Genomic DNA, 14,340 nt, shown 5'->3' on the forward strand with positions numbered 1-14,340 from the left:
AGGAACCCAACGACTATGCTTTCGCAAACGGTTCGCAATCTGACGCCTGCATTCGCTTCGCTTTTCGGGCTGTCTTTCGTGCTCAACCTGTTCGTCTTCGTTTCCCCCATTTATACGATGCAGATCTATGATCGGGTGCTGACAAGCCGGAATGGCACGACGTTGGTCATGCTGTCGCTGATCGTGCTTGTTCTGTTTGCAGCTTATGCTGCGCTCGAGCATTTCCGCAGCCGCGCGCTTGTTCAGCTCGGTCTATGCGTGGATCGGGCGCTGTCCGAACCGGCTTTCGAAGCTGCTTTTCGCGGCGCATTGGAAGCAAAGGGCTCGCAGCAGGTCGTGCCCATTCGTGACGTGGAGACCTTGCGCGCCACATTGTCGGGTAGCCTCGTACCCGCTCTTATGGATGCGCCTTGGGTCCCGATCTATCTTGCTCTCTGCTTCGTCCTTCATCCCGCGATCGGCGTCGTCGCTACGGTTGGAGCGGCCGCAATTCTCGGCGTGGCCCTGCTGAACGAGCGCATGACCAAGAATTCCTTGGTTCGCGCGTCTGAACTCGGTCACAGCGCGAGCGAGCGCCTCGCCGCGTCCCTCCGGAATGCCGAAGTCATCAAGGCGTTGGGGATGGGCCGGGCGATCCGCGGCGAGTGGCAGGACCGTCACGACAGCGCTCTCCAATATCACACCTTGGCGGCCAACCGGGGCGGGACGCTGCTGGCGATAACCAAGCTGTTGCGGCTTGCGCTCCAATGCGCGGTGCTTGGCGTGGGCGCCTATCTCGCCATCCATCAGAACATCGCGGCAGGCGTGATCTTCGCCGCCTCCCTGATCATGGGGCGGGCTCTGGCCCCGATCGAGGGCGCTGTTGGCCAGTGGAAGAGTTTCGTGTCTGCCCGCAGCGCCTTCCAGCGGCTCGGGACGACCTTGAAGACACCATCCGACAGCCGGAGCATGACGCTGCCGCATCCGGCCGGAACGCTGCGCGTCGAGGGCTTGAGCGTGCGCGCTCCCAACGGGCAAGCATTGCTCTTGCACAATGTCTCGTTCGAGGTGGAGCCCGGCGAGATTGCAGCGGTCATCGGGCTGACCGGCTCGGGGAAATCCTCGCTCGCCCGGGCTCTGGTCGGCGTCTGGCAGCCTGTTCAGGGCGTCGTCCGCCTCGACGGTACCGACATCAGCCATTTTTCCGATGACCAACGCGGCCGTGTCCTTGGCTACCTGCCGCAAGATGTCGAGCTGTTTGCTGGAAGCGTGCGCGACAACGTGACCCGCTTCGATCCCTCAGCCACTGACGATGCGGCCATCGCCGCCGCCTCGGCCGGGTCCGCGCACGAGCTTATCCAGAGTTTTCCGGATGGATATGCGACACAGATCGGTGACGACGGAGCGACCCTCTCCGGGGGGCAGCGGCAGCGGATCGGCCTGGCGCGTGCGCTCTACGGCCAGCCTGCGCTGGTCGTGCTCGACGAGCCGAACGCTAATCTGGATATGGATGGCGATGTTGCGCTTGGTCGCGCATTGTCGGGCCTGCGCGCCGCGGGCGCGATCGTCGTCGTGATCACGCACCGCCCGCAGCTTCTGTCGCAGGTCGACAAGATCATTCTCATGCAGAAGGGCCAGGCCGTCAGGGTCGGTCTGCGTGATGAAATCCTGCCAGTGCTGCTGCAGCCCGGCGCGGGGGCGAGCGTTCGGCCGCCACAGCGCGTTCAGGTGCGGAGCGGTGAGCCGATTTCGGTGGCAAGGTGGGGGCGGCGATGAAACTCACATTCAATTTTGCTAAAGGTCGCAATCCTGCGATAGGGCGTAATCTTGCGATCGGGCGCCAGCGCCTCGAGCCAGCGCTTGCCATTCTGAAGCGCTGGCTCCCGCCGGCCGGGGCCCCTGTCGAGGGGGGCGGCGATTGGCGCGCTCCGGTTCGGAAGGGCTACATCGTCGTTGCCGTCGTGCTGGGCGTGGGTGGGTTCTGGTCTGCGACCGCTCGCCTCGACAGCGCCGTAGTCGCTCATGGCAGCGTTGTCGTGGAAAGCGACCGCAAGGCGGTTCAGCATCTCGAGGGCGGTCTGGTCGAGGCCATCGTCGTGCGGGACGGCTCGGAGGTTCGAGCCGGAGAGGTCCTGCTCAGGCTCGATACGACGCATGCAGCTGCGCAGAAAAGCGTGGCGCGGCTTGGTGTATTGCAGGCATTGGGCGAGGAGGCGCGGTTTGCGGCCCAGATCGACCGGTCTGATCGCCTCGATTTTCCAAAGGAGCTGACAGATGCTGCAGAGACCGGGGAGGCGCGCCGCATCATTCTCGACCAGGAACGGCTCTTCAAGGAGCGCGCTTCGGCCCAGAAGCTGGAAGTCTCCATTCTGGGAGAGCGGCTGTCGCAGTCCCAGAAGCAGCGCGACTCGACCGAGGCACAGCGCGATTCCGCAGTCAGCCAGGCAGCCAGCATCAAAGACGAGCTCGCCAAGCTGCAGCCTCTGGCCGATCAGGGTTACATCGCGGCAACGCGCATCAACCCGTTGCGCCGGTCATTGACGGAGCTTCAGGGCCGTATCGGGTCGCTGGAGGCCGATCTGATGCGTTTCTCCGTCGCCAACGACGAAATCCGGCTGCAGACGAGCCAAATCGGCTTGCGCGCTGCCGAAGAGGCATCGACGAAGGTCGCGGAATGCCGGGTGAAGCTCGCCGATGCGCGCGAAAAGCTGCGGATGGCCGAGGATGTGCTGGCGCGTTCGGAGGTTCGCGCGCCGCGCGCAGGCCGGATCGTTGGCTCGAAGGTCCATACGGTGGGAGCGGTGGTCAAGCCCGGCGAGACCATGATGGAAATCGTGCCGCAGGACGACGAGCTCGTCGTCACCGCCAAGATTTCGCCCCTGGACGTGAACAACCTTCGCCCGGGCATGGCTGCGGAGGTGCGCCTGCCCTCGTTCAAGGGCCGGGCGACGCCCTTCACGGTCGGCGAGGTGAAATCCGTCGCAGCCGATACGCAGCGCGACGAGGTCTCGCAGCAGATGGCCTATGAGCTGCGCGTCAGCATCTCAGCATCGGGCTTCCCTCCGAAGATCCGTGCCAAGCTCAAGCCGGGCATGCCGGCCGACGTCTTCGTCCCGACCGGTGAACGAACGGCTCTAGCCTATCTGATGCAGCCCCTGCGGGATTCCATGCGTTCGGCCTTCAGGGAGGAATGAGCCCATGCCGCAGGGCCGAGCGCGCTCGTGGGGCATCGGTTGGTTCGGCGCGATCCGGGCCGCCAGACGGCCGGCCGCGAGCGCGGCGGACACGACGCAAACAGGGTAGCGCGATCCAAAACAGAGTACGACCGAATCGGGGCTATTGCCGGAAATGTGCCGTGCTAGATCAGCGTCTCCGAGGAGCTGATCCGCATGCGTCCAAAGATCATTCCTGTCGTCATGTGCGAAGGGGCCGGCATTGGTCTGTGGCCTGTCTCTCGCAACACGATGCCGAAGCAGTTCATTCCGCTTTTTGGCCGGGATTCCGCTTTTCAGCGCACGGCAAAACTCCTGTCCGACGCGCCTGTCTTTGACAGGCTCATTGTCGTCGCCAGCACGGAACACCGTTTCACCGTCGCCGATCAGTTGCAGGAGATCGGCGTGAAGGCCGAGATCGTGGTCGAGCCCGTCTGTCGCGGCTCCGCTTCCGCTGTGGCGATCGCGGCCGAGCTCGGTCTTGCCCGCGATGACGCTGCGCTCGTCGGCGTCTTCGCCGCCGACCATGTCGTGCAGGACGGCAGGCTTTTCGTCGAGACCTGCACCAGGGCCGCCGCCGTCGCAGTGCAAGGCGGCATCGTGACGATTGGAATACCGCCGGCCTATCCTGCAACGAGCTACGGCTATATCCGCCCCGGCTCGGAGATCACGGGTGGCGCGCATCAGGTCGAGGCGTTCGTCGAGGCGTCCGATGCGGTGCAGGCGGCGCGCTATCTGGCGGACGGCTATCTGTGGGATTCTGGCAACCTCATTTTCGACGCCGCGACGATGCGCGCCGAACTCGAGGCATTCGCGTCCGATGTCATGGTGTCAGTCGGCGAGGCTGTTGCGAAAGGCGGTCACGAGCTCGGATTCCTGACGCTCGAGCCGCGTGCTTTCGCCAAGACGCCGAAGGTTTCGATCACCGCCGTCATGGAGCAAACGCAGAAGGCATCCGTGATCGCCGGGCAGTTCGGCTGGTCGGATGTCGGGTGCTGGTCCGCGGTCTGGGAGCTTTCCAAGAAGGGGGTGAACGGCAATGTCGTCGAAGGGCGTGGCTATGTGTTCGATGGCGCCAACAACCTGCTGCGCTCCGAGGACGCTCTCCTCACTGTCGTGGGCGTCGACGACATCGCCGTCATCGCGACGCGCGATTCCATATTGGTGGTGCCGAAGGCGATGGCCGGCAAGGTGACCGACGTCGTGGCTCTGCTCACGGCAAATGGCGAGCCGGAAGCCGGCAGCCATCGCGAAATCCACCGGCCCTGGGGCAAATACCTTTCGATCGATCTCGACACGCGTCACCAGGTCAAGCGCATCACGGTCAAGCCCGGCGGAGTCCTATCCCTCCAGAAGCACTACCACCGAGCCGAGCACTGGGTCGTGGTGCGCGGAACGGCCGAAGTCACGCGCGATGACGAAACCATCATTGTGCACGAAAACGAGTCGATCTACCTGCCGATCGGCTGCGTCCACCGCATGGCAAATCCCGGCAAGATCCCGCTCGATATCATCGAAGTCCAGGTCGGTTCCTATCTTGGCGAAGACGACATCATCCGCATCGAGGATATTTACAAGCGATGCTGAGGTGAGGGGGGCGGGGCTTCTCTCTCGTGCGGGCTCGTGATGAGATTATCCGGCCCTGCCAGCTCTTTTGGACATTGCTTGCCTTCCGCGAGATGACCGGCAAGACAAAAGGGCCTGCCCAAAACTACTCTTCACCACGCCGTTGCAGTGCAAGCTGGTGGAGTTTGCGCGCCGAGGATGCGTCGGTTTCGCACTGATCGATCATCATCGCGAGCGCGGCCAGGACGATGTCCTTTTTCGAGGCGTCGGGGTGTTCGGCGCGAACTGCGTTGAACAGGTCCTTCGCATCTGAATAATGATGGGTGAGCCGAAGCAGCGTCGCATTCAAGCTCTTGCTCTTGGACGGCATGTCGGAGCCCTTCGTGCTACTAGAGCAACTTCCGATCCGATTGGATCGTTCAATTGCTCTAGTTCATTGTTTTAGCGCGTTTTCTTCATGCGAACTGGTATCCACTTCGCTTGAAAACGCTCTGGCTCGGCGCGCGGCGGTTGAGGAAGACCGTGCCTTTCGCCGCGTGACAACTCAGTTCGAACGCTCGTTTCGGGAGCTAGCCTTCGATGTCGTCGATCGTCAAGGCGGCGCCAACCTGCTCGATCGACATCGTCACATAGTGACAACGATAGTCGCCGGACTGTCATGGAACTCACCGACATCTTCGGGATCGAGCCAGCGGAGCAGACATGGACTATTTCAGGCGCTTCACCTTTTTGTTCGCGACGCCGAGTTTCGACGCGGAGGATCTCGAAGGCATAAGGTTCAACCAGATCGTCGATGAAATCGAGCGGTCCGGCTTCGAGGTCGTGAAAGCCCGCAAGCTCGAAGATGCCGAGATCGCCGTGCAGACCGATGCCGCCATCGGCTGCATGGTCGTCGACTGGGGCAAGAAGGGCCTTGAAGGCAAGACGGCGGCCCTGATCAATCTGATGCGCCGCCGCGGGCTGGACTTCCCGATCATCCTGCTGATCCGCCGCAAGCGCTTCGAGGATCTGCCCGTCGAGGTGCTCGACTTCATCGACGGCTATATCTTCCTGTCCGAGGAGACACCGCCCTTCATCGCCAAGAGCCTGATCAGCCGCTTGAAGCAATATGCCGAGACGCTGAAGACGCCCTTCTTCGGCGCACTGGTCGACTATGCCGAGGAGGGCAATCATCTTTGGACCTGCCCGGGACACAATGGCGGCGTGTTCTACAGCCGCAGCCCTATCGGCCGGGTCTTCATGGAGCATCTCGGCGAGGCCGTCTTCCGCGACGACCTCGACAATTCGGTGCTCGATCTCGGCGACCTCCTGACCCATGAGGGCCCGGCCCTGAAGGCGCAGAAGGAGGCCGCCCAGATTTTCGGGGCGGAGAAGACCTATTTCGTCCTCAACGGCACCTCGACCTCGAACAAGGTGGCGCTGGCTGCGCTCGTGACCGATGGCGACCTTGTCTTGTTCGACCGCAACAACCACAAGGCGGCCCATCATGGCGCGCTGATGATCGGCGGCGGCATCCCGGTCTATCTGCCGACGATCCGCAACGCCTGGGGGCTGATCGGCCCGATGCGCTGGGACGCCTTTGACGAGGAGGCGCTGCGCGAGCGCATCCGGACGCATCCGCTGGTCAAGGACCCCGACGCCTGGCAAAAGCCGCGCCCCTTCCGCGTCGCGGTGGTCGAGCAATGCACCTATGACGGCACGATCCACAGCGCCCAGATGATCCTGAAGCGCATCGGCCATCTCTGCGACTACATCCTGTTCGACGAGGCCTGGGCCGGCTTCATGAAGTTCCACCCGCTCTATGCCGGGCGCTTCGCCATGGGGCTTGCTGATCTGGGGCCAGACTCACCCGGCATCATCGCGACGCAGTCGACGCATAAGCAGCTGGCGAGCTTCTCCCAGGCTTCGCAGATCCACATGAAGGACCGGCATATCCGCGGCCAGAAGCGCCGAGTCGAGCACCGGCGCTTCAATGAGAGCTTCATGCAATATGCCTCGACCTCGCCCTTCTACCCGCTATTCGCCTCGCTCGACGTCGGCGCGCAGATGATGAAAGGGCGTTCCGGCGAAGTGCTGTGGGATGACACGATCCGGCTCGGCATCGAGCTGCGCAAGAAGATCCGCGCCGTGCGGCGCGAATTCGAGGAGAAGGAAATCCTGCCGGAGCGGCGCTGGTTCTTCGAGCCCTTCGTGCCCGACCGCGTGACGATCCCCGATGCGTCGCGCGAGGGGGCGGTCCATGACGTCGCCTGGGAAGCGGTCGGCACCGACCAGCTCGCCAGCGACCCCTCCTATTGGCAACTCGCTCCAGGCGCCGTCTGGCATGGTTTCTCCGGCCTGGAGCCGGGCTTTGCCATGACCGACCCCAACAAGCTGACGCTGCTCACGCCGGGCTTCGACCGCGCCACGGGCGGCTATGCCGAACATGGCATCCCGGCACCGGTCGTCGCCCAGTTCCTGCGCGAGAACCGGATCGTCGCTGAGAAAAACGACCTCAACTCGCTGCTCTTCCTGCTGACGCCGGGCGTCGAAGCCAGCAAGGCCGGCACGCTGATCAGCGGGCTCGTCGCCTTCAAGAAGCTGCACGACGACAATGCCCTGCTGGAAGACGCTATTCCGGAATTCTACCGGCGCCGGCCTTCACGCTATGCCGGCGTGCGCCTGCGCGATCTCTGTGGCCAGATGCACCGCTTCTTCCGCGAGGCCGATGTCAGCGCTTTGCAGGCGAGGCAATTCGCGGCCGAACATCTGCCGGAGATCGCCATGTCGCCCCATGATGCTGCGCGCTGCCTCGTACGCAACGATGTCGACTACCTGCCCATCGATGCCATCGCCGGGCGCATCGCCACGACGCCCTTCGTGGTCTATCCGCCCGGGATCGCGACGATCGTCCCCGGCGAGCGGCTGACCGAACGAGCCCAGCCGATGATCGACTATCTCAAGATGTTCGAGGCGAGCTTCAACGCCTTCCCCGGCTTCGACGTGGAGATCCAGGGCGTCTATCGCGAGGTCGATGCGGACGGACGCGTGCGGCTCCACACCTATGTCGTCAGCGAACAGGCTTAAGTCTAAGGGTAGCAACGCGCCATGGAGAGCCAAGTCCCAATCATCATTCGGCCGTCGCGCGATACCGATGTCGAGCCTATGCTGGCGATCTATCGCCGCCATATCAAGCGCGGCATCGAGGCCGGCGTCGAGGATACCGGCACGCCCCAGCCCGATGATCTGAAGGATCGGCGCAAGAACCTGCGCAACCGCCGGCTGCCGCATCTGGTGGCGACGCGTGGCGGCGAGATCGTCGGCTATGCCTATGTCGTACTGTTCCGCAAGCGGCCGGCTTATCGCTACACGGTCAAGCACTCGATCTATGTCCACGACGACCATCTCGGACGCGGCGTCGGGCGATTGCTGATGCAGGCCTTGATAGACGCCTGCGCCGCGGCGAGTTTTCGCCAGATGATCGGCTATATCGATGCCGAGAACACGGCCTCGCTGGCTCTGCACGAACGCTTCGGCTTCGTGAGGGTAGGGCTGCTGCCCGGCGTTGCCTATCGTTATGGCAAATGGTCCGACAGCGTCATGGTTCAGAGATCGCTGGGGGCTGGCGCGACGTCGCCGATTGCACCGAACCGTGGTCATCAAGCTGTCTAAACGTCGGGAAACACGTCCGGCGGCTCCAAAAAGGGGGCGGGCCTGAAGACGCCTATCGATCCGGCCGGCGCGGCCGGATCGATCACTCAGGTCGGCCCCGCAGTTCATGGCGGGAATGATCAGGCTCGTGACGACGCCATGTGTGATGCCCTGTCCTGAATCTCCCGTCGCGACGTAGCTGCGCTTGCTGCCGGGGTCGAGCCCGATATAAGCGCCGTAGTCGAGCGTATCCATCACCTGGCCGGACCAACGATGGGTCTCAGGCCCAGTCTCCGGAACGAGCGCCTTGATCCAGGCTTCCCGCGCTGCGAAGCGCTCCGTCGCGTTGTCCTCTTCGCCGGTCTTGTGATCTTCGCCGCCCACGATCAGGACGTCCTTGCCCTTCGAGCCAGCGGTCAAGCGCACGTAGTGATAGGGATCGAGCGTGTCCCAATACAGGGCGTCCGCAAGAAGGCCGCGTTCGATCTCAAACGCCATCGCGTAGGTGCGATAGGGCGCCTGTTTCGTGTGATAGGCGAACCGCGCGTGGATGGGCGAATTCGTGGCGACCACGACATGGCTTGCCGAGACCTCATGGCCGCCGGCGACAATCAGACGAACGCCGTCATCAGTTTCGACGATCTCTTCGACGGCCGGTGCGGAGGTTCGGGAAATTTCGCCAATGACCGCGAGCGCGCCTCGGAGGCCGGCCGCAAGGGCGGTCAGCATTGAGATGCGACATCGGTTCTGACAACCGGCGGTCGCCGCTCTCCAGCGGCGGCCGCCTCTGCTGAACGGATCTGTCGTGGCTTCGTCGTCGAACTTCCTCCTGACGGCGCAAAATCATCTCACATGGAGTTGCCGCGCTCAAAAAAAGGGAACGTCTTCCGGTCTGGTCGGTTCTTCAGCGATAGGGCCTTCGCGAGCAAGGAGAAGGCGAACAACTCGCGGAACCAGATCGCCTGGGCGGCGGAACCCGCACGCACGATGATCGACGCTGCCGCGAGCTGAGGCCGCCCCGCAACCCTGAACAGGGAGGAGAAAATGAGCAAGAAGACATTGCCGGTCCCCCCGGCAAACCGCAGCGACAAGGGGCCCGGCGGCGACAAGGCCGCGCCGGTCACCGGGCAGATGGAGGAGCGCCAGGCCCGGAAATCCGAGCAGGACGCGCACAACGCCAACATCAAGCAGAACACCACCCATCAGGGCTACCAACAGGACCGTTGAGGAGGCCGATCATGTCGACATCGACCAAGACGCCCGCCAGCATCAGGCAAGGCGGTCCGGGCGCCTCGCACGAGAACGCCAAGCAACCCCTCGATCCCAAGAAACCGGCGCCCCGTGCCGACGGCCCCCGCCACAGCAAGGTCTCTGGCGGCGGCGGCGAAAGCGATCGCCATCACAGCCATGAACCCGAGCGGAAAGGCGGGGGTTCGCACCCGGCGCGCGGATAGGGAGCCAATCCGACCGGGACGAAGCATGACAAGACGCTCAAGCCGACCGATGCGATAACAAAGGCAATCCGATGATCGGCGGCAGCAAGGGTGCGTCCGCAGGTCGGACTCGACGATCTCGCCGAATTCGACAATCGCAACGATGGAAGGCGAGGGCGCAAGTGACGCCAACGCCCAGGGCGGCGTCGGCAAGGTGGTGAGCCCCGCGTCGCTGCTCGCCAAATCCTCCGCGAACCTCGCCGTGTTCCGGCGTAAAAAACGCTCTTCGTTTCGAACGTTTCGAGCTCTCGACGGTGTTGCCAAGCCCAGGGATTGGCTGATCATCGGCGGTGCCGGACGCGCCGGCGCTCTCTTTCCCGCTAAGCGACGGTGCCGCCGATCTTCTTCCGAGCCGACCGGGCACGTTTTTCAAAACTGCGCCGCAGCTTCTCGAGCTTCTCCTGATCCATCTCCTCGAGATCGAGCAGTTCTTCGCGCGCCCTCCAGCTTGGAGATCAGCTCGTCCAGCTTGATTTGCATCGCGGCGGAATCGCCGTTCTGGCTGCTTTGAATGACAAAGACCATCAGGAAGGTGACTATCGTCGTCGAGGTGTTGATCACGAGCTGCCAGGTATCGTTGAAGCCGAAGATCGGCCCTGACAAAGCCCAGACAACGATGATGGCGAGTGCGATGAAGAAGGTCGCCGGCTTGCCGCTCCGGAGCGCGATCGCATGCGCCAGCCGCGTAAAGAGCGCCGCTCCTTTGGCGCTCTGCCGGATTACCCGATCATGGGAGCTGGACATGAGTGCCCCCGGTATGAGTGCATTGGCTAGGGCGCGCTGCCCGATGAACAGCCCTGACGACAATCGGTCAGGGCTGTTGCAATCCATTGCCGCCTAGGCGGCTTTGGCGAGAGCCGCCTTGTTGACAGAGCCGACGCCGAGCTTGGTCAGAAGCTCGTCAGTCCTGGTCTCCTCGGCGAGGGTCTGATCGAGAAGCGAGACCGCGTCCTTCATACCGAGCTGTTGAGCCCAGGCCTTGAGCGTGCCGTATCGCGCGATCTCATAGTGCTCGACGGACTGGGCAGAGGCCAGCAACCCGGCGTCGAGAGCGGGGCTGCCTTCATAATCCTCCATCACCGCCTTGCCTTCCTCGACGATTCCCAGGATCGCCTCGCAGGTCTTGCCGCGCGCCGCCTTGCCCGCGATCTCGAAGACCTGCGCCAGGCGTTCGACATGAGTCTCGGTCTCGTCGCGGTGTTTCTCGAACGCCGCTTTCAATTCCTTGGAGTTCGCGGCTTTGGCCATCTTGGGAAGCGCCCGGAGAATCTGTTTCTCGGCATAATAGACGTCCTTGAGGGCGTCGATGAACATGTCGTTGAGGGTCTTGTCGTTGAGGGTCTTGGACTCGGCCATGGTACTCTCCGTTGACAGGTTGATGGTCCCTCGACAGCCGCTCCCGAGCGGCCGCCGTCGACCGAATTCGAACTGATCGCAAAACAGGCACCGGTACCGACCGGAGAACGCGAACGGCAGTGGGTTGTTCATTCAGCGCGTATGATTTTTCGCCGGAACAGCCTCAGGCATCAGCCAAGGAGGCGAAGAAGGCGCAAAATCCCGGCAAGCCAGTGTGCCGGGGGCTCACACGCCCAGGCGTCCCGACCAGCCCGGTCGCGACAATGAGGTGCCCGCCTTGTTGCCCGATGCCATCTCCCGTCATGAACGGCGGCTAGGTGTCTGGTGCGGCCAACCTCCATTTCCGCGGGGCATCTGAACCCAAAACCCCCTTTCGTGCGTTGAGGGTAATATCGACCGAGGCCGCGATGCGTCGCAGGGCCGCATAGGCTTGTGGCGAGGTTGCCGAAGAACTGGAGCAATGGCGCCCCGCCAACATCATCACGCACCATTTTGACCGATCGGAAGGCGGAGAGCCCAATGATTCGGACGATCATCCGCTCCTATGAGCACTATGAGGACGCAAGAAATGTCGTTGTCCGGTTGGAGCAGGCAGGGGTCGCCGCTGTCGATGTCAGCCTCATTGGCCGGCAGGCGACCGGCGATGACAACGCTGCGGAAGGCGCGGGGCTCGGCGGCGCTATCGGCGGTGGCGCGGGTTTCCTGGCAGGGCTGGGAATCATCGCACTGCCTGGCATCGGACCCGTGGTCGCAGCGGGCTGGCTTGTGAGCACGCTGACTGGCGCGGCCGCTGGCGCGCTAGCCGGTGGTCTGATCGGGGCCTTGTCCGATGCCGGCGTTGAGATACGGGACGCCCACTACTATACCGAAACCGTCCGACGTGGCGGGGCGATTGTTTCCGTTCGCGTTGCGGACAAGTCGGCGTCCCCGGTCGAGAAGATTATGAACGCGGGGCGGCCGATCGACGCGGAAAGCCGGCGAGCGGCCTACGAACGCGAGGGCTGGACCGCATTCGACGAGCGGGCAGGGCCATATCGACCGGCATCATGGTCGGATTTGACTTGACCAAAGGCGAGAGCATCCGCCGGGCGGCTGTTTCGGCGGAACTAATCTGATCATGCAGTGTTAGCGATTGGGCCGGCGGGGCAGGTATGAGGTGATGGCCCGAGCATGTGATCGCGCTGCTGCGCGCGTCCGGAGGTCTGGCAATGAAGACGCTATGTCTCGCCTTGTTTTGTTCTGCGATGATTGCCGGAGGTGCCGTGGCGCAAAGTTCCACGGCTACGCCCAGACCTGGCCCGGACTCCGATCAGAACGCCCCTTTGCCCGGCGTCGGCACCCTGACAGAGGGTGAGGCCAGAACACGTTTGCAGGCCGACGGCTACACGTCCGTCGACGAGCTCAAGGATGATGGGAAGGGCGTGTGGACAGGTAAGGCGATGCATCATGGCCAACGGGTGACCGTCAGCATCGATCATGCCGGCACGATAAGCCGCAGCCAGTAAGCGCAACGATGGACCGCGCGGCGCGCGCCCCGAGAACGGAACGCGTTGCTCGTCCAGACGCGTGAAGGCACGGCCGAAATAATGAAGGCATGGCCGAAACAATGGCAGACGGAAAGCGAGCGCTCCGATTGGCCTTTAAACGAATTGAGCAGGAGGTCCCGCAGCGGGTGGCCTCGGCGATGCGCTGGCTGCGCCACCCGTCTTCGCGCTGGGTCAGGATTCCGGCAGGCATATTCCTCGTCATCGGTGGAATCTTCTCGATTTTGCCCCTTCTCGGACTCTGGATGCTTCCACTCGGTCTGATGCTGATTGCGGCTGACATTCCATTTCTGCGCAAACCGATGGCACGTTTCGCGATTGCCAGCGTCAATCTCTGGTCCCGTCTGCGTGCGCGGTGGCGCGGGAAATGACCGAGCGGCGTTCCGAGCCGGAAAGGGAGATGGCGAGCGATGCGGATCCCGCCTCCCGACGATCCGCAACGCCCGGGGCTGATCGGCCCGATGCGCCCGGCGAGCGGCTGAGCGGTCCCAGCCCATGATCGACTATCTCAAGATGTTCGAGACGAGCTTCAACGCCCGGCTTCGACGCGGCCGGATCGATTGCTAAGGTCGGCCTTGAGTTCAGTAGAGGTCCGGGACGTGCAGTTCCGGCGGCACAGCCTGCCGGGCATAGTCGGGATGGCGCACGCGGTCGGGCAAGGTGATCTCCTGCTTCGGCACGCTCTCATAAGGAATCTGGGCGAGGAGATGGGCGATGCAGTTGAGGCGCGCCTTCTTCTTGTCGACGGCCTGGACGACCCACCATGGCGCGTGCTGCGTATGGGTGCGGTCGAACATCTCTTCCTTGGCGCGGGTGTAGTCTTCCCAGTGGACGCGGCTCTCCATGTCCATGGGCGAGAGCTTCCACTGTTTGAGCGGGTCGGCGATCCGCATCTGAAAACGGAACTCCTGCTCCTCGTCGGTGATCGAGAACCAGTACTTGATCAGGATGATGCCGGAGCGCACGAGCATGTGCTCGAAGTCGGGAACAGAGCGGAAAAACTCCTCGAGTTCGTCGGGGCTGCAGAAGCCCATGACGCGCTCGACGCCTGAGCGATTGTACCAACTGCGGTCGAACAGGACCATTTCACCCGCCGTCGGCAGATGCGGCACGTAGCGCTGGAAATACCATTGATGCTTCTCGCGCTCCGTCGGCGCCGGCAGCGCCACGACACGGCAGATCCGCGGATTGAGCCGCTGCGTCACGCGCTTGATCGCGCCGCCCTTGCCGGCCGAGTCGCGACCCTCAAAGAGCACGACGACCTTCAGTTTCTTGTACTGGATCCAGTCCTGGAGCCGCACGAGCTCATGCTGGAGCCGGAACAGTTCGCGGAAGTAGATCTTCCGGTCGAGAGTCGACCCGGCCGGACCGATGCCCTCCGCGACAAGTTCGTCGAGCCGGTCCTCCTCGAGCTGCATCTCGAGCTCTTCGTCGAAGCTGTCTACGATTTCGGCTTTGATGCGCTCCAGATCGTTCGTCATGAATGCGGACCCTTAAAACGACTTTTAGAAGATGATCGGTGATTTCGGAGCTGGCTGGGCAGGCTGCTGCGCCGTGATC

16 protein-coding genes and 1 pseudogene are annotated in these 14,340 nt (G+C 63.1%); 11 read left to right on the plus strand and 6 right to left on the minus strand.

Features of this window, described 5'->3' with window-relative positions; all coding sequences use genetic code 11:
- Nucleotides 1-15 precede the first annotated feature (15 nt).
- From BHK69_RS18520 to BHK69_RS18530, 3 genes are all read left to right on the plus strand, one after another.
- Nucleotides 16-1,755 carry a type I secretion system permease/ATPase gene (locus BHK69_RS18520; RefSeq protein ID WP_069691381.1) on the plus strand — a complete coding sequence of 580 codons (1,740 nt, stop codon included), beginning with the start codon at nucleotides 16-18 and terminating at the stop codon, nucleotides 1,753-1,755.
- Nucleotides 1,752-3,173 (plus strand): HlyD family type I secretion periplasmic adaptor subunit, encoded by a 1,422-nt coding sequence (locus BHK69_RS18525; RefSeq protein WP_083269527.1) that lies wholly within the window; start codon nucleotides 1,752-1,754, stop codon nucleotides 3,171-3,173. Before BHK69_RS18520 ends, BHK69_RS18525 begins: the two co-directional genes overlap by 4 nt.
- A 195-nt stretch (nucleotides 3,174-3,368) precedes the next feature.
- Nucleotides 3,369-4,778: a mannose-1-phosphate guanylyltransferase/mannose-6-phosphate isomerase gene (locus BHK69_RS18530; RefSeq protein ID WP_069691382.1), complete on the plus strand. Its 1,410-nt coding sequence runs from the start codon at nucleotides 3,369-3,371 to the stop codon at nucleotides 4,776-4,778.
- Between the two features lie 124 nt (nucleotides 4,779-4,902).
- Here BHK69_RS18530 and BHK69_RS18535 read toward each other — a convergent pair whose 3' ends face one another.
- On the minus strand, nucleotides 4,903-5,127 hold the full coding sequence (locus tag BHK69_RS18535; RefSeq protein ID WP_069691383.1) for a hypothetical protein: 225 nt from the start codon (nucleotides 5,125-5,127) through the stop codon (nucleotides 4,903-4,905).
- A gap of 332 nt (nucleotides 5,128-5,459) precedes the next feature.
- On the opposite strand from BHK69_RS18535, the gene BHK69_RS18540 reads away from it, so the two are divergent.
- Nucleotides 5,460-7,823, plus strand: a complete 2,364-nt coding sequence (locus BHK69_RS18540; RefSeq protein WP_069691384.1) for an Orn/Lys/Arg family decarboxylase — start codon at nucleotides 5,460-5,462, stop codon at nucleotides 7,821-7,823.
- A gap of 21 nt (nucleotides 7,824-7,844) precedes the next feature.
- Entirely contained in the window at nucleotides 7,845-8,408 is a 564-nt protein-coding gene (locus BHK69_RS18545; RefSeq protein ID WP_069691385.1) for a GNAT family N-acetyltransferase, read from the plus strand.
- Nucleotides 8,409-8,594: 186 nt separating this feature from the next.
- On the opposite strand, the pseudogene BHK69_RS31510 reads toward BHK69_RS18545, so the two are convergent.
- Nucleotides 8,595-9,029: pseudogene (locus tag BHK69_RS31510) on the minus strand (FAD-dependent oxidoreductase); the annotation flags it as partial.
- Between BHK69_RS31510 and BHK69_RS33180 the strand changes: the two are divergent.
- On the plus strand, nucleotides 8,982-9,119 hold the full coding sequence (locus BHK69_RS33180; RefSeq protein ID WP_425285577.1) for a con-10 family general stress protein: 138 nt from the start codon (nucleotides 8,982-8,984) through the stop codon (nucleotides 9,117-9,119). The pseudogene BHK69_RS31510 and the gene BHK69_RS33180 overlap by 48 nt on opposite strands.
- Before the next feature lie 116 nt (nucleotides 9,120-9,235).
- Here BHK69_RS33180 and BHK69_RS18550 read toward each other — a convergent pair whose 3' ends face one another.
- Complete coding sequence (locus BHK69_RS18550; RefSeq protein WP_069691386.1) at nucleotides 9,236-9,439, minus strand: hypothetical protein; 204 nt, start codon at nucleotides 9,437-9,439, stop codon at nucleotides 9,236-9,238.
- On the opposite strand from BHK69_RS18550, the gene BHK69_RS18555 reads away from it, so the two are divergent.
- Nucleotides 9,432-9,614 carry a hypothetical protein gene (locus BHK69_RS18555; protein WP_069691387.1) on the plus strand — a complete coding sequence of 61 codons (183 nt, stop codon included), beginning with the start codon at nucleotides 9,432-9,434 and terminating at the stop codon, nucleotides 9,612-9,614. The two genes, BHK69_RS18550 and BHK69_RS18555, sit on opposite strands and share 8 nt — an antisense overlap.
- An 11-nt stretch (nucleotides 9,615-9,625) precedes the next feature.
- Complete coding sequence (locus tag BHK69_RS18560) at nucleotides 9,626-9,841, plus strand: hypothetical protein (protein WP_069691388.1); 216 nt, start codon at nucleotides 9,626-9,628, stop codon at nucleotides 9,839-9,841.
- A gap of 408 nt (nucleotides 9,842-10,249) precedes the next feature.
- Here the strand turns inward: BHK69_RS18560 and BHK69_RS18565 are convergent, their stop codons facing one another.
- A complete protein-coding gene (locus tag BHK69_RS18565) occupies nucleotides 10,250-10,624 on the minus strand; it encodes a low affinity iron permease family protein (protein WP_199578939.1) in 375 nt (124 codons plus the stop codon).
- Between the two features lie 93 nt (nucleotides 10,625-10,717).
- Nucleotides 10,718-11,236 carry a YciE/YciF ferroxidase family protein gene (locus BHK69_RS18570; RefSeq protein ID WP_069691389.1) on the minus strand — a complete coding sequence of 173 codons (519 nt, stop codon included), beginning with the start codon at nucleotides 11,234-11,236 and terminating at the stop codon, nucleotides 10,718-10,720.
- Between the two features lie 522 nt (nucleotides 11,237-11,758).
- Between BHK69_RS18570 and BHK69_RS18575 the strand changes: the two genes are divergently transcribed.
- The 3 genes from BHK69_RS18575 (at nucleotide 11,759) to BHK69_RS18585 (ending at nucleotide 13,151) form a co-directional block, all read left to right on the plus strand.
- Nucleotides 11,759-12,301, plus strand: a complete 543-nt coding sequence (locus BHK69_RS18575; protein ID WP_069693785.1) for a hypothetical protein — start codon at nucleotides 11,759-11,761, stop codon at nucleotides 12,299-12,301.
- A gap of 107 nt (nucleotides 12,302-12,408) precedes the next feature.
- Nucleotides 12,409-12,741 (plus strand): PepSY domain-containing protein, encoded by a 333-nt coding sequence (locus tag BHK69_RS18580; RefSeq protein WP_148663487.1) that lies wholly within the window; start codon nucleotides 12,409-12,411, stop codon nucleotides 12,739-12,741.
- Nucleotides 12,742-12,830: 89 nt separating this feature from the next.
- Entirely contained in the window at nucleotides 12,831-13,151 is a 321-nt protein-coding gene (locus BHK69_RS18585; RefSeq protein ID WP_425285521.1) for a hypothetical protein, read from the plus strand.
- 210 nt (nucleotides 13,152-13,361) lie between these two features.
- On the opposite strand, the gene ppk2 is transcribed toward BHK69_RS18585, so the two are convergent.
- Entirely contained in the window at nucleotides 13,362-14,261 is a 900-nt protein-coding gene (gene ppk2 / locus BHK69_RS18590; protein ID WP_069691391.1) for a polyphosphate kinase 2, read from the minus strand.
- Nucleotides 14,262-14,340 lie beyond the last annotated feature (79 nt).

It is taken from the genome of Bosea vaviloviae, from assembly GCF_001741865.1.
Classification (GTDB): domain Bacteria; phylum Pseudomonadota; class Alphaproteobacteria; order Rhizobiales; family Beijerinckiaceae; genus Allobosea; species Allobosea vaviloviae.

Coding starts and splice junctions, on each gene's coding strand:
- BHK69_RS18565 (WP_199578939.1), bottom strand. CDS start 10,624: ATGTCCAGCTCCCATGATCGGGTAATCCGGCAGAGCGCCAAAGGAGCG.
- BHK69_RS18540 (WP_069691384.1), top strand. CDS start 5,460: ATGGACTATTTCAGGCGCTTCACCTTTTTGTTCGCGACGCCGAGTTTC.
- BHK69_RS18585 (WP_425285521.1), top strand. CDS start 12,831: ATGGCCGAAACAATGGCAGACGGAAAGCGAGCGCTCCGATTGGCCTTT.
- BHK69_RS18525 (WP_083269527.1), top strand. CDS start 1,752: ATGAAACTCACATTCAATTTTGCTAAAGGTCGCAATCCTGCGATAGGG.
- BHK69_RS18535 (WP_069691383.1), bottom strand. CDS start 5,127: ATGCCGTCCAAGAGCAAGAGCTTGAATGCGACGCTGCTTCGGCTCACC.
- BHK69_RS18570 (WP_069691389.1), bottom strand. CDS start 11,236: ATGGCCGAGTCCAAGACCCTCAACGACAAGACCCTCAACGACATGTTC.
- BHK69_RS18555 (WP_069691387.1), top strand. CDS start 9,432: ATGAGCAAGAAGACATTGCCGGTCCCCCCGGCAAACCGCAGCGACAAG.
- BHK69_RS18545 (WP_069691385.1), top strand. CDS start 7,845: ATGGAGAGCCAAGTCCCAATCATCATTCGGCCGTCGCGCGATACCGAT.
- BHK69_RS18560 (WP_069691388.1), top strand. CDS start 9,626: ATGTCGACATCGACCAAGACGCCCGCCAGCATCAGGCAAGGCGGTCCG.
- ppk2 (WP_069691391.1), bottom strand. CDS start 14,261: ATGACGAACGATCTGGAGCGCATCAAAGCCGAAATCGTAGACAGCTTC.
- BHK69_RS18520 (WP_069691381.1), top strand. CDS start 16: ATGCTTTCGCAAACGGTTCGCAATCTGACGCCTGCATTCGCTTCGCTT.
- BHK69_RS18530 (WP_069691382.1), top strand. CDS start 3,369: ATGCGTCCAAAGATCATTCCTGTCGTCATGTGCGAAGGGGCCGGCATT.
- BHK69_RS33180 (WP_425285577.1), top strand. CDS start 8,982: ATGGCCGCCGGCGACAATCAGACGAACGCCGTCATCAGTTTCGACGAT.